This window comes from Pseudomonas sp. R84 (assembly GCF_009834515.1).
GTDB lineage: Bacteria > Pseudomonadota > Gammaproteobacteria > Pseudomonadales > Pseudomonadaceae > Aquipseudomonas.
This window is the reverse complement of the sequence record NZ_CP019426.1, coordinates 4,073,553-4,094,862: the sequence shown is the minus strand read 5'-3', so window position 1 is coordinate 4,094,862 and position 21,310 is coordinate 4,073,553. Positions and strand designations below refer to the sequence as shown.

23 protein-coding genes are annotated in these 21,310 nt (G+C 60.7%); 12 read left to right on the top strand and 11 right to left on the bottom strand.

The genetic code is table 11. The features are described from left to right. Window positions 1-10: 10 nt before the first annotated feature. Window positions 11-1,456, top strand: coding sequence for a SulP family inorganic anion transporter (locus PspR84_RS18030; RefSeq protein ID WP_160058591.1), 1,446 nt, complete (start codon window positions 11-13; stop codon window positions 1,454-1,456). A gap of 554 nt (window positions 1,457-2,010) precedes the next feature. Here the strand turns inward: PspR84_RS18030 and PspR84_RS18025 are convergent. Further along, window positions 2,011-2,523, bottom strand: a complete 513-nt coding sequence (locus PspR84_RS18025; protein WP_160058590.1) for a carboxymuconolactone decarboxylase family protein — start codon at window positions 2,521-2,523, stop codon at window positions 2,011-2,013. 131 nt (window positions 2,524-2,654) lie between these two features. Here PspR84_RS18025 and PspR84_RS18020 point away from each other — a divergent pair, with 131 nt between their 5' ends. Further along, window positions 2,655-3,470 (top strand): AraC family transcriptional regulator, encoded by an 816-nt coding sequence (locus tag PspR84_RS18020; protein WP_160058589.1) that lies wholly within the window; start codon window positions 2,655-2,657, stop codon window positions 3,468-3,470. 3 nt (window positions 3,471-3,473) lie between these two features. Here the strand turns inward: PspR84_RS18020 and PspR84_RS18015 are convergent, their stop codons facing one another. After that, window positions 3,474-4,367, bottom strand: coding sequence for a DMT family transporter (locus tag PspR84_RS18015; RefSeq protein ID WP_160058588.1), 894 nt, complete (start codon window positions 4,365-4,367; stop codon window positions 3,474-3,476). An 88-nt stretch (window positions 4,368-4,455) separates the two neighbouring features. On the opposite strand from PspR84_RS18015, the gene PspR84_RS18010 reads away from it, so the two are divergent. The 3 genes from PspR84_RS18010 to PspR84_RS18000 all read left to right on the top strand — a co-directional run bounded on the left by PspR84_RS18010 (window position 4,456) and on the right by PspR84_RS18000 (window position 6,601). Then, window positions 4,456-5,787 carry a PLP-dependent aminotransferase family protein gene (locus tag PspR84_RS18010; RefSeq protein ID WP_160058587.1) on the top strand — a complete coding sequence of 444 codons (1,332 nt, stop codon included), beginning with the start codon at window positions 4,456-4,458 and terminating at the stop codon, window positions 5,785-5,787. Window positions 5,788-5,839: 52 nt separating this feature from the next. Further along, complete coding sequence (locus PspR84_RS18005) at window positions 5,840-6,226, top strand: cytochrome c family protein (RefSeq protein ID WP_160058586.1); 387 nt, start codon at window positions 5,840-5,842, stop codon at window positions 6,224-6,226. Window positions 6,227-6,307: 81 nt separating this feature from the next. Beyond that, window positions 6,308-6,601: a hypothetical protein gene (locus PspR84_RS18000; protein ID WP_160058585.1), complete on the top strand. Its 294-nt coding sequence runs from the start codon at window positions 6,308-6,310 to the stop codon at window positions 6,599-6,601. On the opposite strand, the gene PspR84_RS17995 is transcribed toward PspR84_RS18000, so the two are convergent. From PspR84_RS17995 to PspR84_RS17985, 3 genes are all read right to left on the bottom strand, one after another. After that, complete coding sequence (locus tag PspR84_RS17995) at window positions 6,602-8,245, bottom strand: sensor domain-containing diguanylate cyclase (RefSeq protein ID WP_160058584.1); 1,644 nt, start codon at window positions 8,243-8,245, stop codon at window positions 6,602-6,604. Between the two features lie 144 nt (window positions 8,246-8,389). Further along, window positions 8,390-8,869 carry a phage infection protein gene (locus PspR84_RS17990; RefSeq protein WP_160058583.1) on the bottom strand — a complete coding sequence of 160 codons (480 nt, stop codon included), beginning with the start codon at window positions 8,867-8,869 and terminating at the stop codon, window positions 8,390-8,392. Between the two features lie 157 nt (window positions 8,870-9,026). Then, entirely contained in the window at window positions 9,027-9,596 is a 570-nt protein-coding gene (locus PspR84_RS17985) for a chorismate mutase (RefSeq protein ID WP_160058582.1), read from the bottom strand. 200 nt (window positions 9,597-9,796) lie between these two features. On the opposite strand from PspR84_RS17985, the gene PspR84_RS17980 reads away from it, so the two are divergent. Continuing rightward, a complete protein-coding gene (locus tag PspR84_RS17980; protein ID WP_160058581.1) occupies window positions 9,797-11,152 on the top strand; it encodes an MATE family efflux transporter in 1,356 nt (451 codons plus the stop codon). Between the two features lie 74 nt (window positions 11,153-11,226). Further along, entirely contained in the window at window positions 11,227-11,784 is a 558-nt protein-coding gene (locus PspR84_RS17975) for a YceI family protein (protein ID WP_160058580.1), read from the top strand. A 9-nt stretch (window positions 11,785-11,793) separates the two neighbouring features. Here PspR84_RS17975 and PspR84_RS17970 read toward each other — a convergent pair whose 3' ends face one another. After that, window positions 11,794-12,279 carry a DUF3592 domain-containing protein gene (locus PspR84_RS17970; RefSeq protein ID WP_160058579.1) on the bottom strand — a complete coding sequence of 162 codons (486 nt, stop codon included), beginning with the start codon at window positions 12,277-12,279 and terminating at the stop codon, window positions 11,794-11,796. 151 nt (window positions 12,280-12,430) lie between these two features. Here PspR84_RS17970 and PspR84_RS17965 point away from each other — a divergent pair, with 151 nt between their 5' ends. Beyond that, window positions 12,431-13,117, top strand: a complete 687-nt coding sequence (locus PspR84_RS17965) for a GNAT family N-acetyltransferase (protein ID WP_160058578.1) — start codon at window positions 12,431-12,433, stop codon at window positions 13,115-13,117. A 64-nt stretch (window positions 13,118-13,181) separates the two neighbouring features. Here the strand turns inward: PspR84_RS17965 and PspR84_RS17960 are convergent, their stop codons facing one another. After that, window positions 13,182-13,622, bottom strand: coding sequence for a hotdog fold domain-containing protein (locus tag PspR84_RS17960; RefSeq protein WP_160058577.1), 441 nt, complete (start codon window positions 13,620-13,622; stop codon window positions 13,182-13,184). 164 nt (window positions 13,623-13,786) lie between these two features. On the opposite strand from PspR84_RS17960, the gene PspR84_RS17955 reads away from it, so the two are divergent. After that, on the top strand, window positions 13,787-14,419 hold the full coding sequence (locus PspR84_RS17955; RefSeq protein WP_150750786.1) for a TetR/AcrR family transcriptional regulator: 633 nt from the start codon (window positions 13,787-13,789) through the stop codon (window positions 14,417-14,419). A 350-nt stretch (window positions 14,420-14,769) separates the two neighbouring features. Here PspR84_RS17955 and PspR84_RS17950 read toward each other — a convergent pair whose 3' ends face one another. After that, window positions 14,770-15,888 carry a P1 family peptidase gene (locus PspR84_RS17950; protein ID WP_160058576.1) on the bottom strand — a complete coding sequence of 373 codons (1,119 nt, stop codon included), beginning with the start codon at window positions 15,886-15,888 and terminating at the stop codon, window positions 14,770-14,772. Window positions 15,889-16,047: 159 nt separating this feature from the next. Next, entirely contained in the window at window positions 16,048-17,163 is a 1,116-nt protein-coding gene (locus PspR84_RS17945) for a polyamine ABC transporter substrate-binding protein (protein ID WP_160058575.1), read from the bottom strand. Window positions 17,164-17,273: 110 nt separating this feature from the next. On the opposite strand from PspR84_RS17945, the gene PspR84_RS17940 reads away from it, so the two are divergent. After that, complete coding sequence (locus tag PspR84_RS17940; protein WP_160058574.1) at window positions 17,274-18,053, top strand: helix-turn-helix transcriptional regulator; 780 nt, start codon at window positions 17,274-17,276, stop codon at window positions 18,051-18,053. A 123-nt stretch (window positions 18,054-18,176) separates the two neighbouring features. Here PspR84_RS17940 and PspR84_RS17935 read toward each other — a convergent pair whose 3' ends face one another. Continuing rightward, window positions 18,177-19,118 carry a class I SAM-dependent methyltransferase gene (locus PspR84_RS17935; RefSeq protein ID WP_160058573.1) on the bottom strand — a complete coding sequence of 314 codons (942 nt, stop codon included), beginning with the start codon at window positions 19,116-19,118 and terminating at the stop codon, window positions 18,177-18,179. A gap of 199 nt (window positions 19,119-19,317) precedes the next feature. On the opposite strand from PspR84_RS17935, the gene PspR84_RS17930 reads away from it, so the two are divergent. After that, window positions 19,318-19,731 carry a response regulator gene (locus tag PspR84_RS17930; protein WP_160058572.1) on the top strand — a complete coding sequence of 138 codons (414 nt, stop codon included), beginning with the start codon at window positions 19,318-19,320 and terminating at the stop codon, window positions 19,729-19,731. Window positions 19,732-19,798: 67 nt separating this feature from the next. Continuing rightward, a complete protein-coding gene (locus PspR84_RS17925; protein ID WP_160058571.1) occupies window positions 19,799-20,464 on the top strand; it encodes an HAD family hydrolase in 666 nt (221 codons plus the stop codon). A gap of 123 nt (window positions 20,465-20,587) precedes the next feature. Here the strand turns inward: PspR84_RS17925 and PspR84_RS17920 are convergent, their stop codons facing one another. After that, window positions 20,588-21,247, bottom strand: coding sequence for an isoprenylcysteine carboxylmethyltransferase family protein (locus PspR84_RS17920; protein ID WP_160058570.1), 660 nt, complete (start codon window positions 21,245-21,247; stop codon window positions 20,588-20,590). Window positions 21,248-21,310: the final 63 nt, after the last annotated feature.

The window sequence follows — 21,310 nt, the reverse complement described above, 5'->3', positions numbered from 1 at the left end:
TAGGTAAGCCATGAAACCGATTCGTCTGCGCGCTGATGTCCTGGCCGGACTCACCACCTCGTTTGCCCTGTTGCCCGAATGCATTGCGTTCGCGCTGGTGGCCCACCTCAATCCGCTGATGGGCCTGTACGGCGCCTTCATTATCTGCACGCTGACGGCGTTGTTCGGCGGGCGGCCGGGCATGGTCTCCGGCGCGGCGGGTTCGATGGCCGTGGTCATCGTCGCGCTGGTGGTGCAGCACGGCGTGCAGTATTTGCTGGCGACGGTGTTGCTTGGCGGTTTGATCATGATGGCGTTCGGGCTGCTGCGCCTGGGCAAACTGGTGCGCATGGTGCCGCATCCGGTGATGCTCGGTTTCGTCAACGGGCTGGCGATCATCATTGCTTTGGCGCAACTGGAGCATTTCAAGAGCGGTGAAGACTGGCTCAGCGGTACGCCGCTGTACCTGATGACCGGGCTGGTGGCGCTGACCATGGCCATCGTCTACATCCTGCCGCGCCTGACCCGCGCGGTGCCGCCGGCGCTGGTGGCGATCCTCGGCGTCGGTCTGTTGGTCTACCTGTTCGGCCTGCCGACCCGCACCCTTGGCGACATGGCGCACATTGCCGGTGGCTTGCCGACTTTCGCATTGCCGGACATCCCGTGGAATCTTGAAACCCTGCGCATCATCGCGCCTTACGCGATTCTGATGGCGCTGGTCGGTCTGCTGGAAACTCTGTTGACGTTGAATCTCACCGATGAAATCACTGAAACCCGTGGCTATCCGGATCGCGAGTGTGTGGCGCTCGGTGCGGCCAATGTGGTCTCGGGTGCGTTCGGCGGTATGGGCGGGTGCGCGATGATCGGCCAGACCGTGATCAACCTCAGTTCCGGCGGGCGCGGGCGTTTGTCTGGCGTGGTCGCTGGCGTGCTGATTCTGTTGTTTATCCTGTTTCTGTCGCCGCTGATTGAGCGTATTCCTTTGGCGGCGCTGGTGGGTGTGATGTTTGTGGTGTCGCAGCAGACTTTTGCCTGGGCGTCGTTGCGGGTGGTGAACAAAGTGCCGCTTAACGATGTGCTGGTGATCATTGCTGTGACCACTATCACGGTGTTCACTGATCTGGCCACCGCTGTGCTCTGCGGAATTATCATTGCCGCGCTTAACTTTGCCTGGCAGCAGGCCCGCGAGTTGTACGCTGATGAGCATCTGGAGGCTGATGGCAGTAAGCTTTATCGTCTGCATGGCACGTTGTTTTTTGCCTCGACTGCGCCGTTTCTCAATCAGTTCGATCCGGCTAATGATCCGGCTCGGGTGACTTTGGATTGTCGGCATTTGAGTTTTGTCGATTATTCGGCGATTGCGGCGTTGAGGACTTTGCGCGAGCGTTATGCCAAGGCGGGGAAGCATTTGCAGGTGTTTCATTTGTCCGAGCGGTGCAAGAAATTGCTGAAGCGGGCGGGTGAGGTGCATCACTGATTATCTGGTTTACTGGGTGCATATCCGTTGCTGCGGGTGTTGCTGATTAGGGTTCCGCCCTTACGGCGGGTCACTTTTTCCAGACGCCGAAAAAGTAACCAAAAAGGCTTGCTCCTACGTGCGGCCCGCTCGCTGGGGCTCGGGGTTCCTTCGCTCCGGGATCCCTCCGGGCGCAGCGCCTACGGTTTGCTTCGCTGCACCTCCTCTCGCTGTGTTTGGCTTCGCCAAACGGTCGCTGCGCTCCCACGCCCGGATGAATCCCTCCACTCAGCCTTCCGACGTCGCCCGTGGATCAAGATCAAGAGCTGCAGCCGAGCTAACGCTCATCCTGTTGAGTGGGACGGCTTTGCCGCTTGGGTTGTACGCACGTTAAAACTGTGGGAGTGAGCCTGCTCGCGAAGGCGGCCTGCCAGCCGACCAATCTCTTGCTGATGTACCCGATCCAACTGTAGGAGTGAGCCTGCTCGCGATAGCGGTGTGTCACTCAAAGATGCTTTGAATGACACACCGCTATTGCGAGCAGGTCAGCTCCAACAGGTTTTGTGTGGCCGGATTCAGATGGCGGGGAAGTCAATGTCGGTCAGCGCCGCGTTGTTCAGGTAGTTGGTCAGGCTCTGCACGGCCACCAGTGCAATCACTTCAATGATCTTCACGTCGTCGATGCCGGCAGCGCGGGCGGCGGCGATTTGTGCATCGCTCAAATGGCCGCGACTTTCGGTCAACTGGCGGGCGAGGGTGGCGTAGGCGTTGAGTTCGCCTTGGCGGGCGGCGACGATGTCTTGCGCCGAGAGCCCGGCCTTGCCGGCAAACAAGGTGTGGGCCGCCAGGCAATAGTCGCAACCGTTGACCTGTGAGGTGGCGAGGTACACCGCTTCTTTTTCCTGGGCGCTCAGCGAGGTTTTGCCGAGGATCGCCGAGGCTTGCACGTAGGTTTCGAGGGCCACCGGCGCTTTGGCCAGGGTGGTGAAGACGTTGGGCAGGAAACCGATTTTCTTTTTCACGCCTTCCAGCACAGGGCGGCTGGCGTCGGCGGCGGTTTCGAGGCTGATTGCGTGGATGCGGCTCATGGTGATGCTCCGAGAGTCCGGTGCGTAGTGCGCCGGGGATGGAGGTCATGTTATTGAGTGAGGCTGGTGGATTGGCGGCAAATCGTCGAGGATATACGGCAGATCGTCCAGATATGCCCTTGGAGTCGTCCATGGATCGCCTTTCAACATTGCTCAGCCATTTCGGTGTGACTGCCGGCACTTTTCACAGCGGCACGTTCTGCGGCGTCGCGGTTCATGAAAATGAACCGGTCGGCCATGTGCATTTGTTGCAGGCCGGCGAGTTACTGCTCAAGCCGGGTAGCGAGCGCGAGGTCCGCCTCAGTGAACCGTCACTGATCTTCTTCCCCAGACCCTTCGCCCATCGCATGTTTGCTGACGAAGCCATGGACACTCAGGTGGTTTGCGCAACGCTGACGTTCGATGGCGGCTCCGGCAATGCACTGGCGGCGGCACTGCCGGATTATCTGGTGCTGAAGCTGACGGACATTCCGGAGCTGGGCAACACCGTGGAATGGCTGTTCAAGGAAGCGTTCGAAGGGCATTGCGGGCGCGTGGCGGTGATGGATCGACTGTTCGAACTGCTGGTGATCCTGCTGTTGCGGCATTTGATCAGCAGTCGCGAGCAACAACCGGGGATGATCGCCGGGCTGGCTGATCCGCGTCTGTCGCGTGCCTTGAACTCGATGCACGAGGAACCGCAAAAGCCATGGAGCGTGGCGGATCTGGCCTCGGTCGCCAACATGTCCCGCGCCGGATTTGCCGAGCAGTTTCGCCGGGTCGTCGGGCAGACTCCGGCCGATTATCTGCTGAGCTGGCGGGTCAGCCTGGCGCAGAAGCGCCTGCGTGAAGGCAAGCCGATTGCGCTGATTGCCGAGGAGGTCGGTTACGAAAGTCCTTCGGCGCTGGCCCGGGCGTTTCGGCGCAAGACCGGGCTCAGCCCTCGCGAGTGGAAGGCCGGCGCCTGAGGATCATTTGGCGAATTTCTTCGCCCCGGCCACACAGAGGATTACGCCCAACGTCACCGCGAGCATGCCGAGGCTGACGTGTTCATGCAGCAGCGTCGCCGCTAGCGCCAAGCCGAAAAACGGTTGCAGTAATTGCAACTGACCGACCGCGGCAATCCCGCCCTGAGCCAGGCCGCGATACCAGAACACAAAGCCGATCAGCATGCTGAACAACGACACATAGCCCAGACACACCCACGCCGACAGGCTGATCGTGCTGAACGAGGCGGGTGCCAGCCACAGACTCAAAACCGCCATCACCGGTAGCGACAGCACCAGTGCCCAGCAAATCACCTGCCAGCCGCCGAGGCTGCGCGACAGTTTCGCGCCTTCGGCATAGCCGAGGCCGCAGGCCAGAATCGCCGCCAGCATCAGTAGATCGCCGGTGGGCGAGGCAGTCAGACCTTGCGCGAGGGCGAAGCCGACCACCAGCGCGCTGCCAAGAATCGAGAACATCCAGAACACCGGTCGCGGCCGCTCACCGCCGCGCAGCACGGCAAAAATCGCCGTGGCCAGCGGCAGTAAACCAACAAACACAATCGAATGTGCTGACGTCACGTGTTGCAGCGCCAGTGCGGTCAGCAGGGGAAAGCCGAGCACTACGCCCAGCGCGACAATCAACAGCGACAGCCACTGATCGCGCGCCGGACGCCGTTCGCGAAACAGCCACAACAGCGCCGCCGCCAAGACCCCGGCGATGGCCGCTCGAACCACCGTGAGAAACACCGGATCGAACTCCAGCACCGCCAGACGCGTGGCCGGCAGCGAACCGCTGAAGATCACTACGCCGATAAAACCGTTGATCCAGCCACTGGTTTTTTCCAGTGCCGGGGTCGTCAGATTCGAAGTCCTTTCCATCACGTTCACGCTCGGAAGTGGGTTGCATTGCAGCCATGCTAGAGCCGAGAATCAGCACAATCAAAGAATTGTCATGGATACATCCGGCATGCCACGTTCTCGCTACAAGACAATCGTTGACGCCTATGCGGCAGACATTCGCTCGGGGCAGTTGCCGCCAGGTACGCGGCTACCGACCCACCGGCAACTGGCTGCTGAGAAAGGGCTGGCACTGGTCACGGCCTCGCGGGTGTACGCGGAGCTGGAGGCGATGGGCCTGGTCAGCGGTGAGACCGGGCGCGGCACGTTTGTCCGCGAAACCTCGCTGGCGCCGGGGCAGGGCATCGATCAGAAACAGGTGGCGGTCGGCATGATCGACCTTAACTTCAACTACCCGTCGCTGCCCGTTCAGGCCGATTTGTTGCGCAGCGCGTTGCGCCAACTGGCGTTGTCGGGTGATCTGGAGGCGTTGCTGCGCTACCAGCCGCACGCCGGTCGTGCCCACGAGCGTGCGTCCGTCGCTCGGCATCTGCTGACGCGCGGGGTGAACGTGGAGGCCGAGCAAGTGCTGATCGTCAACGGCGCCCAGCAAGGTCTGGCGGTGACGCTGATGGCGCTGCTCAAACCCGGCGATGTGATTGCCGCCGACGCGCTGACCTATTCCGGCTTTAAAGTGCTGGCCGAAGCGCTGCATCTGGAAGTCGTGGCGATTCCGTTCAGTGATCAGGGGCCGGATCTCGCCGCGCTGGACAAACTCTGCCGCAGCCGCTCGGTGCGTGCCGTGTACAGCATGCCGACCTTGCACAATCCGCTGGGTTGGGTGATGCCGTTTGCGCAACGCGAGCAGTTGGTCGCGATCGCCCGTCGGCATGATCTGACCCTCATCGAAGACGCTGCCTACGCGTTTCTGGTGGAAAACCCACCCCCGGCGTTAGTCGATCTGGCGCCGGAGCGCACGGTGTATGTCTCGGGCCTGTCGAAAAACATCGCCACCGGCTTGCGCGTCGGTTTCATCGCTGCACCGACAGAGACCGTGGCGGCGCTTGAACGCATCATCCGCGCCACGACCTGGAACACGCCCGGGATCATGACCGCGATTGCCTGCGGCTGGCTCGACGATGGCACGGTGACGCTGCTGGAAGAACAAAAACGCAACGACGCCAAGGTGCGGCAAGCGTTGGCGGCCGAGTTGCTCAAGGGACTACCGAGCATTGGTCATCCAGCGTCGTATTTCTTGTGGCTACCGCTGCCGGAAGACGTGCGCGCCGATCAGATTGTCGTCGAGCTGATGCACGAACAGATTTCCGTCACCACTGCCGAACCGTTCTCGGTGTCAGGCCATGTACCGCACGCGATCCGCCTGGCGCTGGGTTCAGTAGAGCTGGAGGTGTTGCGCCAAGCGTTGATCAAAATCAGAAAGATCATTGGCGCTTACCTGTAAAAACAAAATGCTACCCTTGCGCCGCCCGATGCAGACCGATCCGGAGCCCTCGATGAAAAACACCGCTGCACTGTCACTCGCCCTGATGCTCGCCACCAGCCTGTTCACTACGTTCAGCCATGCCGCGGGCGACCCCGAAGCCGGCGCGAAAATCTTCCCGCGCCTGTGTGGCGGCTGCCATCAGGTCGGCGAATCGGCCCGCCCGGGGTTTGGCCCGCAACTCAATGGCATCATCGGCCGGCCCGCCGGGACGTCAGCGAATTACGTGTATTCCGATGCGATGAAGAACTCAGGCGTGACCTGGGATCGCGAAACGTTGATCGCTTATCTGAAGGATCCGAAAGGCGTCGTGCCCGGTACGCGGATGATTTTCTGGGGGCTGAGTGATGAGGAAAAACTCGAGAACCTGTTGGCTTATCTTCAGACCTTCTCGCAATAACGGCAGGAGCTGCCGAAGTCCCTGATTGAAAATGACATGAGAAAGCTCTTCGGCGTTGTTGCTGCTTTCAAGGATCCCACCATGAAATTTTTGCTATTGGTAACACCGCTGTTGCTTGCCACAGGACTGGCCTACGCCGGCATTCCTATGTTCAACGCCACGTGCCCTGGCAAGATCGAAGTGCATGCCGATGAAGGCGGGCCGATCTACATCAATGGTAAGGAAGGCCAGTTGAAGAAATTCAACGACAACTACTTCGAAGCCAAAGGCTCGGGTGTGACCATTTCTCTGAGCATCAATCCTGATGGTTCGCCGGCGGTTTCATACACCGGAAAGAACAGGGCCAACGGGGTTTGCGAAGTGAAGAAGGGCTGATCACGCCACCTGATTGCGACCCGCTGCCTTGGCCTGATACAGCTGTTGATCGGCGCGCTTGATCAGTGCGTTGTGGCTGTTGTCGGCCGGATCCGCCAGGCCGACGCCGATGCTCACCGTCACATTTCCGACCGCAGGGAAATCGGCCTTGGCTATCGCCGCGCGAATCTTCTCGGCGACCACTTCCGGGGTGTCGGGTTGGGCGATTTCCGGCAACAGCACAGCGAACTCTTCGCCGCCGTAACGGGCGACGAAATCGGTGGTGCGCAGGCTGCTCTGAATCAACTGCGCCAACTGTTGCAGCACCTCATCGCCCACCGCGTGACCGTGCGTGTCATTGATTCGCTTGAAGTGATCGGCATCGATCAGCAGCAGGGAAAACGGGCGTCCGGTGCGGCGGAACAGCAGTGTGTATTCGGTGAGTTTCTCGTCGAAACGGCGCCGGTTGTACACGCCGGTAAGGCCATCGTGAGTCGCCAGACTCAACAGTTCGGCGTTGGCCTGCGTCAGCGCTGCGGTGCGTTGCGCCACCGTGGCTTCCAGCGAGGCATTGGCCTCTTGCAGTTCACGCTCCTTGCCGAGCAGTGATTGCGTCATCGCATCGATGGACTGGCCGAGTTGGGCAATTTCCCGCACCGGGTGTTGCAGCGGGAATTGCGCGCCGGGCTCTTTGTTCTGGACCTTGCGGGCCGAACGGGCGAGCTGTTCGATCGGGCGGCTGAGGTACAGCGCCAGGTAATAGGCCACCAGCCCGAACAGCACCGCTGCGACCACACCGAGGATCAGCAATTTGTACATCAGCAGGCGCGCCGGTTGCAGCGCGGTTTCCAATGGCTGGCGCACGGCAATCGACCACGACAGCGCCGTACTCGATGGCGTCGGTACGGTGACCATGCTGGTGAGGAAGCCGTTACCCGCCGTCCAGTCCTGCAATTTCGAATCCGTCGCCGCCAGTTGCTGGCCCATCAGTGCTTCGGGATAGAGAATCTTGCCATCGTGATCGATGATCAACGCTTCAATATCCGGCATTGAGTTTTTATGCGCAAACGCCGCTGACTCAACAATGCGCGTCACCCAACTCCAATGTGCGTGGGCGCCCAGTACACCAATCACCTGACCGTCGGCGTTGTGGATCGGCGCGGCGAAATCGATGAAACGCAGCGGCTCACCGTTCGGCAGCGCCGGGAGCATTTTCGCCAGCAGCACCGCTTCATGAGGGTCGCCGGTGTACTCACTGCGTAACCCGGCCTGGAACCACGGCCGTTGTTGCACCGACAGGCCGACCAGCAAGTCGTTCACCGCTTGATGCACCTTGCCCTCGGCATCGGTGACGCCCATCCACGCATACTCGGTGCGCGCTTGGGTGCGCAGTTGCATCGATTTGAGAATGGCCGGGTTGTCCAGATCGCCACGCTCCAGATGCGGCGCACGGCTGAGCAGATACACCTCCAACTGGCGTTCGCGTAGTTGTTCACCCAACAACGACGCGGCCGAACGCGCGGTGTTGAGCAAGGCATTGCCGCTGGCCTGCTTCATCTGTTCGGTGGCGATGTGGCCAACGTAGAAGCCCACGCTGAGCAGCGTCAGCAGGGACAAACCGGCAAACCAAAGGGTGAGGTGGCTACGCAGACTGGCTTTGAGCATGGGCGAGGTCTGTTTTGGAGTTGTGGCCGCATGGTATGCGCAATGGGCGGTGGGTGACCAGTCGGGGAATGGAGGGTTGCGGGCAGGAAAAAGCCCGGCTGATCAGGCCGGGCTTTTTCTTGGGTTTGCGATGAAGCCGTTGAGTTATGCGACGCGGCGTTCGATCAGGCGATCAGAACCACCTTCGGCAACACGGCGTTCGATCAGACGATCGGAACCACCTTCGGCGACGCGGCGTTCGATCAGGCGATCAGAACCACCTTCGGCAACACGGCGTTCGATCAGACGATCGGAACCACCTTCGGCGACGCGGCGTTCGATCAGGCGATCAGAACCACCTTCGGCAACACGGCGTTCGATCAGACGATCGGAACCACCTTCGGCGACGCGGCGTTCGATCAGGCGATCAGAACCACCTTCGGCAACACGGCGTTCGAGCAGGCGATCGGAACCACCTTCAGCAACGCGGCGTTCGAGCAGGCGATCGGAACCACCCTCAGCAACACGACTTTCAATCAACTTGTCCGGGCCGCCTTCAGCGACCTGGGTGTGTGCCGGGGTGGCGGCAAAAGCGTTAATGGCGAAAACCGAAAAAGCGATGCTGAGAAGGGTCTGGCGTTTCATGATCGTGTGCTCCAAGGGGTAGTTGTTTGTCTGGAGCCGATGTTACGCCGTGGATTTTTTATGAGAACTTCATTGCCGTGATGGTGAACATCGACCGCAATGATGGTTCACCAATCCCCTGTAGGAGCTGCCGTAGGCTGCGATCCTTTGATCTTTCTCAGAGCGACTTCGCCGCCCGAACACACAGTTCACCGGTAGCTCGCGTCAGAGCCAGTTCATGCAGCGCGTCGTGGCTCAGCCCGCTGCGCGCCTTGGCCAGCCACACCGAGCAATTCGCATCATGGCGATACGGTGCGAAATCGGCGTATTGCTGCAACAGCCGGGTTTGCAGCTCATCCAGACGCGGGCGAATCTGCTTGCCCAGGTCGGGGCGCGGAGTGTCCGGCGCGGCACCCGCCGCCTGCCATTGCGAAAGCAAACCGTACTGCACCAGTTTGTTCGCCTCCATTTGCGCGGCAATCAGTTGCGCCACCTCTTCCGGGTCGAGCTTGTGCTCGGCGGCCAGCGCGCGGGCATTGGCGATGACCTGCGCCTCACGCGGGCTGTCCTGAATCGGCTTGCCGCTGTCCCATTTGGTCAGCGCGACGAGGTCGCCGATGTTCAGGCGCTCGTTGAGTGTTTCCAGCAACGGCTTCAAAGTTTCCGCGGGCGCGGCAGCGGCAGCGTGAGCGCTGGTGGCGAGCAGGGCGAGTAGGCTGGCGGTCAACAGATTGGCAAAGTGCGGCATGGACAGAGCCTCAATGAGAGCAATAAAAGTGGCCAGTTGTTTACCACAGCTCTGAACCGACACCTACAGATCCGTGTCAATTACACAGGCGTGGGCACCGGCAATAAACATCGATTTGAAATGTTAATTGCGCCCCGCGTGCAACTCGCCGAAGCTATCCTTCATCAGCCCTCCCGCCGTTCGAGATGGACCTCTATTCAATGCAAGCCGTCGCCCAACGCCCCCTCTGGCACACCTACCTGCTGTTCCTCGCGCCGATGGTACTGTCGAACTTTCTGCAATCGATGTCGGGCACGGTCAACAGCATCTACATCGGCCAGATGCTCGGCACCCAGGCGTTGGCGGCGGTGTCGGGGATGTTTCCCATCGTGTTCTTCTTTATCGCACTGGTGATCGGCCTCGGCGCGGGCGCCGGTGTGTTGATCGGTCAGGCGTGGGGCGCGCGTGAACCGCACATGGTCAAGGCGATTGCCGGGGCGACGCTGTTGCTGGGCGTGTTGATCGGCCTGGTAGCCGCAGTATTGGGCAGCGTGTTTGCGCGACAGGCATTGGCGGGGTTGGGGACGCCGGCGGATGTGCTCGACGATGCAGTGGCGTATGCCCATGTGATGATGTGGATCTTGCCGTCGCTGCTGGTGTTTGTGTTGTTCACGCAACTGTTGCGCGGGGTCAGCGATACGCTGTCGCCGTTGCTGGCGCTGATGGTCTCGACCTGTGTCGGGCTGGCCCTGACCCCGGCGCTGATTCGCGGCTGGTTCGGCCTGCCGCAACTGGGCATTCAGAGTGCGGCGTACGCGGGGTTGGCCGGCAACCTGGCGGCAATGGCATGGCTGGCGTGGCGCTTGATTCGCAAGGGTCATCCGCTGGCGCCGGACCGCGAGTTCTTCGCTGCGCTGCGCCTCGACGGAGCGATTCTCGGCAAGGTGTTGCGGATCGGTCTGCCGACCGGCGTGCAGATGATTGTGCTGTCGCTGTCGGAGCTGGTGATTCTGGCGCTGGTCAACCAGCACGGATCGCAAGCGACGGCGGCCTATGGCGCGGTGACGCAGATCGTCAACTATGTGCAGTTCCCGGCTCTGTCGATTGCAATCACCGCGTCGATCCTCGGTGCGCAGGCCATCGGCGCCGGGCGACTGGAGCGCATGGGGCCGATTCTGCGCACCGGGCTGCTGATCAACGTGTGCCTGACCGGCGGTTTGATTGTGCTCGGCTACCTGTTGTCGCACTGGTTGCTGGGGCTGTTCCTGACCGAGGACTCGACCCGGGCGATGGCTGAGCATCTGCTGCACATCATGTTGTGGAGTCTGTTGGTGTTCGGCTTCCAGGCAATCATCGGCGGGATCATGCGCGCCAGCGGCACGGTGTTGGTGCCGGTGGTGATTGCGATCATTTGCGTGGTCGGCGTGCAACTGCCAGCGGCTTACTGGCTGGATGGAAAGTACGGTTTACAAGGTGTATGGATGGCGTTTCCGGTGGCGTATCTGGGCATGCTGGTGCTGCAGACCTTGTATTACAAACTGGTCTGGCAGCATCAGAAGATCGAGCGTCTGGTCTAGGCGCTGGCGTAACAGTCGGATGTTTGCTTAAGTCAATCGAGGCCCTCGACGGCTGGTCCCGCCCGGAGAATCCCATGTCGATCCGATTGCTGCTGGCTGCCGCGTGTTCGCTGTGCGTCGTCTCTGCCACACAGGCCGTTGAATACTCGCGGGTCAATACCAACGCCAGTCAGATCAGCTTTACCTACAACCAGATGGGCTCGCCGATGTACGGCACCTTCGGCAAGTTCGAATCGACGCTGGACTTCGACACCGACAACCTCGCCAACGCCCATGCCACGTTGCATATCGACCTCAACAGCATCGATGCCGGCAGCGAAGACGCCAACACCGAACTGGTGAAACCGGCGTGGTTCGACACCGAAAAATTCCCCGTGGCGGTGTTCGAATCCCGGCGTTTCACCCAAGTGGCCGAGCGCCGCTACCTGATCGACGGACAGCTTACCCTCAAGGGCATTACCCGCGAAGTGCAAGTACCGGTGGAATTGAAACCGGGCAGCGACATCGGCATTTTCGACGGTGAGCTGATACTCAAGCGCGACGAGTTCGGCCTCGGCGCGGGGGAGTGGGCGGACACCGTGGTGTCCAAGGACATCGCCATCAAATTCAAAGTGGTGGCGCCGCAGCAGTGACCTCGCCAGTCAATAAAACCGATCCTGTTCTTTCATTGCCTGAATCTGCCAGAACGTCCTGCCCGAGATCAGCAGAAACAGCAGCGCGAGCAGCACGCCGCCGGTCATGATGTAGAAGCTCGTACGGTAACCCTGCAACTGGCTGGCGATGCAGCTTTTATCCGGCATCCACGGCGACACCAGCAGGGTGATCGGGCCATCGACTTCATACTGGGTATGCTCGACGTAGCGTTCGTCGGCATGTTGCCCTTCATGGGTCTGGCCTTGGGCATCGGTGTATTGATAGTGAATGACCTTGCCATTGGCGTTCATTGGAATCCGTTCCAGTGCCGTGACGCTGCCACGGGTTTCCACACCATTGAAACTCAGCGCCCCATATAGCATGCCGGACTTGTGAGCCATTGCAGCGAGCAGCAGCACCACGCAGCAAGCAACGGTGAGCATGACGATACGGTTGTAGAGGTGATCCTTGGCAGCTTCGCGTGGGTAATACATGGCCGATCCCTGGTGGTGACATTGGTAGGAGACCGTTACATCGGCGCTCGGAAAAGGAACTTTAGACGTCCGCCGGGCCGGTCACGGTATGATGTCGCGGTTCGTCGACCGCTGCGGTTGTCGGCAACGCTTTTTACCGTCGGAGTTCGTCATGCCACGCATCACCCACTACAAATCCCCATGCCCCGAAAGCGTCAACAGTCAGATTCTGCAACTGGTCGTCGACTACCTGACCGATATCAGCGCGGTTGGCCTCGGCCCGAGCAACCTGCTGTACAACGTCTATCAGTACGCAGTCGGCTATGAGGTGCATCTGTATCTGGAAGCGTTGAATGGCGAGAAGGGCACCGACGTCGAGTTGCTGGTTGCCACCGACGAGGATGATCCGGAGCAAGTCATTGGTTTTCTGTTGTACCTGCCAGTGCAGGGCGATTGGGAGGCGTGCAGCGTCGCCTATATGGCGGTGCGCGAAGGGCATCGGCGTCAGGGTGTGGCGCGGGCGCTGATCGGCGAAATGGTCGGGCGTTATCCCCACGCGGAACTGGCCTGCACGGTCGGCAAAGTCCCGTACTTCGAAGCGCTGGGTTTTGAGGTCATTGGCCAGCGTGAAACGCAGGTATTGATGAGCACCCGGCATTATCGCAGCAACGGTCTGCGCGGATTTATCGACACCACACCGATTTACCGGTCGCTGGAAGTGCAGCAGATCCACACCTATCTGCTGCAGAAAAACGGCAAGCGCGCGATGCTCGACGCCGAGAAACAGCGTGACCGACACCTCGATCAGACTACTCGTCATGTCGAGGAGTTTGTCCGCCAGCGCCTGACCGTGCACTGACCTCACATCTCTGAAAAAGCCCTTGCTGTGAATGCCGCAGCAAGGGCTTTTTTGTGTCCCCGATTCAGCCGAGTTTGACGTTCATGGTGATCCGCGCCGTGAACACTTTTTTGCCCTCGGTATCGTGAATGTCCACGGTGACGATCTTGTCGCCTTCGCTCTGCCAATCCACGCCTTCACCACTGGCCACCGCCGTCACATCGGTTTTTGCCTTGGCCAGATATTCCACGGTCATGCCTTTGGGAATCCAGCGTGCGCCGGCCGGGATCGACACATCGGTCATCATCCCGGCGGCGAGTTCTGCCGCGTTGCACATGGCAATCGCATGTACGGTGCCGAGGTGGTTGGTGATCTCACGGCGAAACGGCACTTGTACCGTCGCCGAGTTCGCGCGCAGCTCGGTCACCAGCGGGTTGATGGTGCTGAAGTACGGCGCGACCTGGCAGGCCATCTGGCTGAACGCTTGCGGGCCTGCGCTATTGAACATGCTGAGAAACTGACTCATGGAAACGCCTCGCGGAAAGTGATTTTGCAGAATTATGTTCCGTTACAGAATAATATTCTGTAACGGAACGGTATTCTGTCTGCGGGAAATCTGTCAACCTGTGCGTGTTTTTTCCATGGGCACGACGTGTGTCTTTCAATCCCGATTTTCAGGCAGTGAGCCGCATGGACACCGCAGATCTACTTGAACGCAGCTACCCCGGCCGCCGTGCCGAACTCAAGCGCGATATCTTTCGCAAGGCGCTGAGCCTGTTCAACGAGCAGGGGATCGAAGCCACCACCATCGAGATGATTCGCGCCGAGTGCGACACGAGTGTCGGGGCGATCTATCACCATTTTGGCAACAAGGAGGGCTTGGTCGCCGCGTTGTTTTTCACCGCGCTGGAGGATCAGGCGCGCCTGCGCGATGCGTATCTGGATGCAGCGCAAACCACCGAGGAAGGTGTGCAGGCGCTGGTGTTCAGTTACGTCGATTGGGTCGAGCGTCAACCCGAATGGGCGCGTTTCCAGTACCACGCGCGGTTTGCCGTGACCAAAGGGCCATTCAAGGACGAACTGGCCGAGCGCAACAAAACGCGCAATCTGCGTCTGCGCGACTGGCTGGCCGAATCGGGGCGCGCTGCCGAACTCAAGGCCTTGCCCGCCGAACTGTTGCCGTCGTTGATCATCGGTCAGGCCGACAGTTACTGCCGCGCCTGGTTAGCGGGGCGGGTGAAGGGCAGCCCGGCGGATTATCGCGAGTTGCTGGCACAAGCGGCCTGGCGCTCGATTCGCGTCGATGCGCTGCCGGACTGCTGATTTACGCAGACAAAAAAAGAGCCTCAAAGCTCTTTGATGGGGAGGAAGTAGAGCCCTCGAGGCTCAAGATGCGCATGAAGCAAGGCACGGGCTTGATTGGGGTTCAGAGCACCCGTGCCTACGCAGCGCTCGATAGAGCGGAGCCACTGCGTGATTCCATCGTAGGAGTGTGCAAGTGACGGCTCAAGTACCGCCAGTCGCCCGGGCGGCGGCGCGAACCTGGCACCCAAATACTGACGTGATCCTGCGTAGGAGTGAGCCTGCTCGCGATGGCGGTGGGTCAGTCAAATCAGCTTCAACTGACAAACCGCCATCGCGAGCAGGCTCACTCCTACAGGGGAACAGCGGTGTTAGCGCGAGCCGGGCCAGCCTGATTTTTCGAGGGCTGCGAGCAGGGTGTTGGCATCGAGTCCCGGCACCGAATGCCCATTACCTTCGGTGCTGTCACTGGCCAGCAAGGCATTGATGATCGCCTCTTCAACCGCCTCGGTCGCGGCCAGAAACAGCTCGCTGATGTGGTCGTTATTGACCATGCGCAAGCCGTCACAGGTCGGCGCGCCTTTGCCTTCGTAGGCAGCGGGCGGCACGTGAGCGTTGCCGGTTGCGAAGGCGATGAAAATGTCGCCGCTGTGATCCTCGTTGCCACCGCCGGTGCGCGCCAGACCGAGGCTCGCACGCTGCGCCAGCCGCGTGCACTGGTGCGGCAACAGCGGCGCGTCGGTGGCCAGGCAGACGACAATCGAACCCATGCCCGGATGCGGCAATGAGGCGCGCAGGAACGGCGAATCCTTCTGTTCCATATAGCGCCCGACCGGATAGCCATCGACCCGCAACTCACTGCGAATACCGTGATTAGCCTGCACGATCGCGCCGACGGTCCAGCCACCCTGAGCATCGCTCAAACGCCGCGACGCGGTGCCGATGCCACCCTTGAATTCATGACAGATCATGCCGCTGCCACCGCCGACCGCGCCCTCTGCCACGGGACCGGCGACGGCCGCGCTCAACGCTTCGGCGACGTGTTCAGGCTGGACATGAAAACCGTTGATGTCGTTGAGCAAGCCGTCAAAGGTTTCCAGTACCACCGGCATGTTCCAGTAGAGGCGACCGTCGTCGGGTTGCTGTTGGCGATCCAGTGCAATCAATGCATCGCGCACCACGCCAAGGCTGTGGGTGTTGGTGAAGGCAATCGGGCTGGTCAGCAGCCCCGCCTCGCGAATCCATTCAAGCCCGGTGGCGTCACCATTGCCGTTGAGCACATGCACGCCGGCAAAACACGGTTGCTGATTGGTCGAGCCCGGGCGCGGTTCGATCAGCGTGACGCCGGTGCAGATGTCCCGCCCGGTGCGGCTGCGCCCGCGCACATTGCTGTGGCCGACGCGCACGCCGGGCACGTCGGTGATGGCGTTGAACGGGCCGGGCGGCAGCTGGCCGATGCGGATGTTGAGGTCACGGGCACGAGGTTTCATTGATTTCTGTCTCTCTAAAAAATGCAGGGTTGTTCACCGCCCCTGTGGGAGCGAGCCTGCTCGCGAATGCGTCGGCACTTTCAACACATCAGTGCCTGACCCACCGCTTTCGCGAGCAGGCTCGCTCCCACAGGGTTTTGTGGAATGTTCAAAAAGGGATTACTGGCCGTTCTTGACCTTGCTCCACACCCGCGTACGCACGCGCTCGGTGGCTTTCGGCAACGGCTCAAGGGTGTACAGCGTGGCCATCGCTGCGGCGGAGGGATAAACCGCCGGGTTGTCCCGCGTGGCCTCTGCAACTAGCGCAGTCGCCGCGCGGTTGCCATTGGGGTACGACAGATGATCACTGACCGGCGCGATCACTTCGGGCCGCAGCAGATAGTCGATAAACGCCAGACCCTGAGGACGATTCGGCGCGTCCTTGAGCAGCACCAGCGTGTCGAACCACACCGGCGCGCCTTCCTTGGGCAGGCTGTAGGCGATCTTCATGCCGTTGTTGGCCTGCTCGGCATTGGTCTTGGCTTCCAGCATGGCCCCCGACCAACCCACCGCCACGCAAATGTTGCCGTTGGACAGGTCGCTGATGAATTTCGACGAGTTGAAGTAGGCGATATGCGGACGCAATTTCAGCAGCAGCGCTTCGGCTTTTTTATAGTCTTCAGGATCGGTGCTGTTCGGTGGCAAGCCGAGATAGTGCAGGGCGACCGGCAGCATCTCCGACGGCGAATCGAGCATCGCCACACCGCACTGGCCGAGTTTGGCGAGGTTGGCTTCGTTGAACACCAGATCCCACGAATCCACCGGCGCCTTGTCGCCCAGCGCCGCGCGCACCTTGTCGACGTTGTAGCCGATGCCGTTGGTGCCCCACAGATACGGCACGGCGTATTGATTGCCGGGATCGTTGTTGGCCAGTTTCGCCAACAAGTCGCTGTCGAGATTCTTCCAGCCCGGCAGTTGCTCGCGCGGCAGCGGGGCGAGGGCGCCGGCCTTGATCAGCGTCGGCAGGCTGAAGTTGCTAGCCACCACCACGTCGTAGCCGCTGCGGCTGGTCATCAGTTTGCCTTCGAGGACTTCGGCACTGTCGAAGGTGTCGTAGACCGGCTGGATACCGCTGTCGCGCTGGAAATCGTGGAGGGTGTTCGGGCCGATGTAGTCGTACCAGTTGTAGACGTGCACGCTCGGCGCGTCGGCGGCCATGGCGATCGAGCCGGCGCCAATACCGGCCAGCAGGCCCAGTTTAATGCTGAGGTTGATACAGCCACGGTGACCACGCATGATGCGGCACTCCTGGCCTGTGCAGGCCGGTGATGAACAGGAGTGCTCAGCCTATCCGGCCGGTCACGCCTGACCCATTCCCATCATGGGTTACTCAAAAGGGGTAGTGCGTGGACGCGTTGCTGCAGGAGTTGCCAGTGCATCAAAGCCTGGCGCGGGTATTTGCCGGTGTCGGTCAGGCTGGTTTCTGGCGTGCGCTGGTGGACACCTTGCGATTGCTGGTGCCGCTGGACAATGCGCTGGTGGCGCTGATGAAAGCCGGGCAGGCGCCGCAGTTGCTGATCGACTTCGACAGCAGCGGACGCGCCGACGAGCAGGAAGAATTGGCCGGCTACAGCGCCGGGATGTACCTGCTCGATCCGTTTTACCAAACCGCGTCGACCGGCATTGCCGACGGCTTGCACAGCCTGGCCTCGGTGGCCCCGGACCAGTTTCTGCACAGCGAGTACTACCAGAGCTACTTTCGCTCGGTGGTCGGTGAAGACGAGTTGCAGTTCATGGTCAACGTCGGGGGCGGCGTACTCGGTTTGTCATTGGGCCGCTCGACGCCGTTCGATATGGCCGAGCAGGGCAGGCTTCTGTGCGTGCGTGACTGGGTGTTGGCGGCGATGCGTCGGCATGTGCAGTTGCTGCCGCCGCAGGGCGCGGTGGCGGAGGCGGTGGTTGGTGATCTGGCGGCGTTGCTCGACCGCTTCGATGCGCGGCTTACGGTGCGCGAGGTCGATACGGCGCGGCTGATTTTGCAGGGTTTCTCCAGCAAGGCGATGGCCCAGCAGATGGGCATCTCGCCGGAGACGGTCAAGGTGCATCGGCGCAATCTGTATCACAAGCTCAATGTCACCGGGCATGGCGAGTTGTTTGCGCTGGTGCTGCGCCCACCAACTCCCTGATTCACCACAATCCCCCCTGTAGGAGTGAGCCTGCTCGCGATAGCGGTGTGTCAGTCAAATAAGTGTTATCTGACAGACCGCTATCGCGAGCAGGCTCACTCCTACAAGGGGATCTTCGGGGTGTCAGGGAGTGCGGTGGAAGACCAGGGCCTTGAGGCCGCTTTGAGGATCTATGTCGGGAAACTCCGGCGGATTTTCCAGCCGCTCTACAAAACGCAGACTCGGCGCTTCCTGCGTCACGCCCTCAATCAGAAAGTCCGAACCGAACGCCGGATCATTCATGCACGCCAGCACCGTGCCTTGCGCCGTAAGCAATTCTGGCAAACGACGCAGCACGCGCTGGTAATCCTTGGTCAGCAGGAAACTGCCTTTCTGGAACGACGGCGGATCGATGATCACCAGGTCATACGGGCCGCTGTTGATCACCTTGCCCCAGGACTTGAACAGGTCGTGGCCGAGGAAACTGACTTTGCTCAAGTCATGGCCGTTCAAGCGATGGTTGTCGCGGCCCCGGCTCAGCGCGGCGCGGGACATGTCCAGATTGACCACATGGCTGGCGCCGCCCTCGATGGCCGCCACGGAAAAACCGCAGGTGTAGGCAAACAGATTGAGGATGCGTTTGCCGTCGGCCTGTTCGCGCACCCAGTTGCGCCCGTAACGCATGTCGAGAAACAGCCCGGCGTTCTGTTTGCGCCCCAGATCGACGCGATACTGCAAGCCGCCCTCGACGATGCTCATTTCGTCGATCTCTTCACCCAGCAGCCATTCGGCAGTGCTCTGTGGCAAATAGCGATGCTGGATCAACAGCGTGTGCGCGCCGGACTGTTTCCATTCGGCGGAACCGCTGAGGCCCAGCAGCAACGCTTTGAGATCGTCCAGTTGCTCAGGTGCCGGTTCCTTGAACAGCGACACCAGCACCACGCCTTGCAGCCAGTCCACGGTCAACTGCTCCAGCCCGGCCCAGCAGCGTCCGCGCCCGTGGAACAGGCGACGGGTTTCGCTCGGTGCGGCCGCGAGGGCCGGCAGCAGATGGGCGTGGAGGGTGGCGAGGGCTTCAGGGTTCATCGGTCAGGATCGGCAAGCAAAAGGGCCGGCATTTTAACCACAAATACGCCGCTGCGAACGATTGCCGCTGACGGGCAAAAATACCGTTTCGCAAAAGAGCTGTATCAAAAATGAATTTCTGCAGAGCCCGCTGCTCATACCAGTTAAGCAGCGGATTCAAGCCGCTAAATCGTTAATGCAATTCAGGGAGTGCAGTTCCATGTGCCCAACACCGACGGCGGACGCGCACCTTCCTGACGGATTGATTCTGGTGGTTGAGGATGATCCGTTGATTCTGGAGTTTCTCTGCGAAATTCTTCAGGAGGAAGGTTTCAAGGTCGAGCCGCAGACCAGTGCCGACGCCGCATCACTGTACCTTGAGAAACACGCCGCGAACGTGGCGTTGCTACTGACCGACATCACCATGCCCGGCACCCTCAATGGTGCTGATCTGGCCAATCTGGTTGGCGACCGCTGGCCGGAAAAACCGGTGATGGTCATGTCCGGTTATGAAACGCCCGAGACCTCCGGGGTCAAGCATTCGGTGGCGTTCATCAAAAAGCCGTGGGCCATTGGTCAATTGCTCGACTGCGTCGACAGCGCCTTCAAATCCAAGGTGCCGCGTCTGCACTGACGCTGGGTGGAACGGGCGGGCAAGTGCTACATTGCCCGCCCGGTCTTTTGCCAGAGGATGCGACCCTTTGTCTGCTCACGATGCTGTATTTGATCGCGCGTTCGGCGCGTTTCTGTTCGACATGGACGGCACCGTCCTCAACTCGATTGCCGCCGCTGAGCGAATCTGGTCAGCCTGGGCCGTGCGCCATGGCGTCGATGTGGAGACCTTTTTGCCGACCATTCATGGCGTGCGCGCCATCGATACCATCACCCGTCTGAACCTGCCGGGGGTGGATGCCGAGGCGCAAGCGGCGTTCATTACCGAGGCGGAAATCGGAGATGTTGAAGGCATTGTCGAGATTCCCGGCGCGGCGAAATTTCTCAATAGCCTGCCCGCTGATCGCTGGGCGATGGTGACCTCGGCGCCACGGGATCTCGCCTTGCGGCGCATGGCGGCGGCGGGGATTCCAGAGCCGGCGGTGATGATCACCGCTGAAGATGTGCAGGCGGGTAAGCCCGACCCGGCCGGCTATTTACTGGCGGCCAAGCGACTGGGGCTGGACGCGCGTGATTGCCTGATTTTCGAAGACGCCACCGTCGGTATTCAGGCGGCTGAAGCCGCCGGTGCGCCGCTGATGATCATCACCACCACACATCAGCATCCGCTGGAAACGGTTCATGCGACGTTGGCCAGTTATGCTGACATCCGCGTCGCAGTCGACAGCAACGGCCTGCACCTGCAACGCAACTGACACCCCCCAATCCCTTGTAGGAGTGAGCCTGCTCGCGATAGCGGTCTTTCAGTCAAATAAGTGTTGCCTGACACACCGCTATCGCGAGCAGGCTCACTCCTACAGGGGGACGGTGTTCGCAAATCAGTAAACCCCCGGCACCAAACGCCAACTCCGCGCGCAATAAGCCTCGTACTCCGCCCCAAACTGCGCACGCAGCAGGGCTTCTTCCGAATGAATCCGGGCAATCAACGGGATCAGTGTCAGCGCTGCCAGCATCAGTCCGACCACCGAACGAAAAGCCAGCGCCCAGCCCACGGCATTGACCACCAGCCCCAGATAACTCGGATTGCGCAGGTGTTGATAGATGCCATCGGTCACCAATCGGTGCCCCGGCTGAATCGCCACCAACCCACTGAACCGCCGCCCCAGCACAAACACCGGCCACAGCCGCAGCGCGCCGCCGATGATAAACAGCAAAGCGCCGAGCCAGCGCACACCTTCACCGCCTACCGTCCAGAAATTCACCCGGTCGCAGTAAGCCGGCAGAAAACCACTGACCAGCCCGATCACACCGAACGCCGGAATCACCCAGCGATTGGCGCGATCTTCACGCTCGCCAGCGCTCAGGTTGACCTCACTGAACAGCGAAGCAATCACCATCGCCACCGTCGCCAATGCCACGATCACCAGCGAACCGTGGGAAAAGAACATCGCCACACCACCAATGCCCCACACCGCCAGGCCGAGGTAGGCAAGTGTGGCGAGTACCGCAACGACGGTCATTTGTGCGGACATTCTCATGGTCAACTCACGGCTGGATGCTGATCCGTTGAGTGTAGATCCACCGCAAAACCTGTGGGAACG

Bases quoted from the DNA above. Each gene is read 5' to 3' on its own strand.
- PspR84_RS18015 (WP_160058588.1), bottom strand. From the start codon at position 4,367: ATGGAAAGGACTTCGAATCTGACGACCCCGGCACTGGAAAAAACCAGT.
- PspR84_RS17975 (WP_160058580.1), top strand. From the start codon at position 11,227: ATGTCGATCCGATTGCTGCTGGCTGCCGCGTGTTCGCTGTGCGTCGTC.
- PspR84_RS18010 (WP_160058587.1), top strand. From the start codon at position 4,456: ATGCCACGTTCTCGCTACAAGACAATCGTTGACGCCTATGCGGCAGAC.
- PspR84_RS17980 (WP_160058581.1), top strand. From the start codon at position 9,797: ATGCAAGCCGTCGCCCAACGCCCCCTCTGGCACACCTACCTGCTGTTC.
- PspR84_RS17950 (WP_160058576.1), bottom strand. From the start codon at position 15,888: ATGAAACCTCGTGCCCGTGACCTCAACATCCGCATCGGCCAGCTGCCG.
- PspR84_RS17965 (WP_160058578.1), top strand. From the start codon at position 12,431: ATGCCACGCATCACCCACTACAAATCCCCATGCCCCGAAAGCGTCAAC.
- PspR84_RS17920 (WP_160058570.1), bottom strand. From the start codon at position 21,247: ATGAGAATGTCCGCACAAATGACCGTCGTTGCGGTACTCGCCACACTT.
- PspR84_RS17930 (WP_160058572.1), top strand. From the start codon at position 19,318: ATGTGCCCAACACCGACGGCGGACGCGCACCTTCCTGACGGATTGATT.
- PspR84_RS18000 (WP_160058585.1), top strand. From the start codon at position 6,308: ATGAAATTTTTGCTATTGGTAACACCGCTGTTGCTTGCCACAGGACTG.
- PspR84_RS17990 (WP_160058583.1), bottom strand. From the start codon at position 8,869: ATGAAACGCCAGACCCTTCTCAGCATCGCTTTTTCGGTTTTCGCCATT.
- PspR84_RS18025 (WP_160058590.1), bottom strand. From the start codon at position 2,523: ATGAGCCGCATCCACGCAATCAGCCTCGAAACCGCCGCCGACGCCAGC.
- PspR84_RS17970 (WP_160058579.1), bottom strand. From the start codon at position 12,279: ATGTATTACCCACGCGAAGCTGCCAAGGATCACCTCTACAACCGTATC.
- PspR84_RS17985 (WP_160058582.1), bottom strand. From the start codon at position 9,596: ATGCCGCACTTTGCCAATCTGTTGACCGCCAGCCTACTCGCCCTGCTC.
- PspR84_RS17995 (WP_160058584.1), bottom strand. From the start codon at position 8,245: ATGCTCAAAGCCAGTCTGCGTAGCCACCTCACCCTTTGGTTTGCCGGT.
- PspR84_RS17935 (WP_160058573.1), bottom strand. From the start codon at position 19,118: ATGAACCCTGAAGCCCTCGCCACCCTCCACGCCCATCTGCTGCCGGCC.
- PspR84_RS18020 (WP_160058589.1), top strand. From the start codon at position 2,655: ATGGATCGCCTTTCAACATTGCTCAGCCATTTCGGTGTGACTGCCGGC.
- PspR84_RS17945 (WP_160058575.1), bottom strand. From the start codon at position 17,163: ATGCGTGGTCACCGTGGCTGTATCAACCTCAGCATTAAACTGGGCCTG.
- PspR84_RS17955 (WP_150750786.1), top strand. From the start codon at position 13,787: ATGGACACCGCAGATCTACTTGAACGCAGCTACCCCGGCCGCCGTGCC.
- PspR84_RS17960 (WP_160058577.1), bottom strand. From the start codon at position 13,622: ATGAGTCAGTTTCTCAGCATGTTCAATAGCGCAGGCCCGCAAGCGTTC.
- PspR84_RS18030 (WP_160058591.1), top strand. From the start codon at position 11: ATGAAACCGATTCGTCTGCGCGCTGATGTCCTGGCCGGACTCACCACC.
- PspR84_RS18005 (WP_160058586.1), top strand. From the start codon at position 5,840: ATGAAAAACACCGCTGCACTGTCACTCGCCCTGATGCTCGCCACCAGC.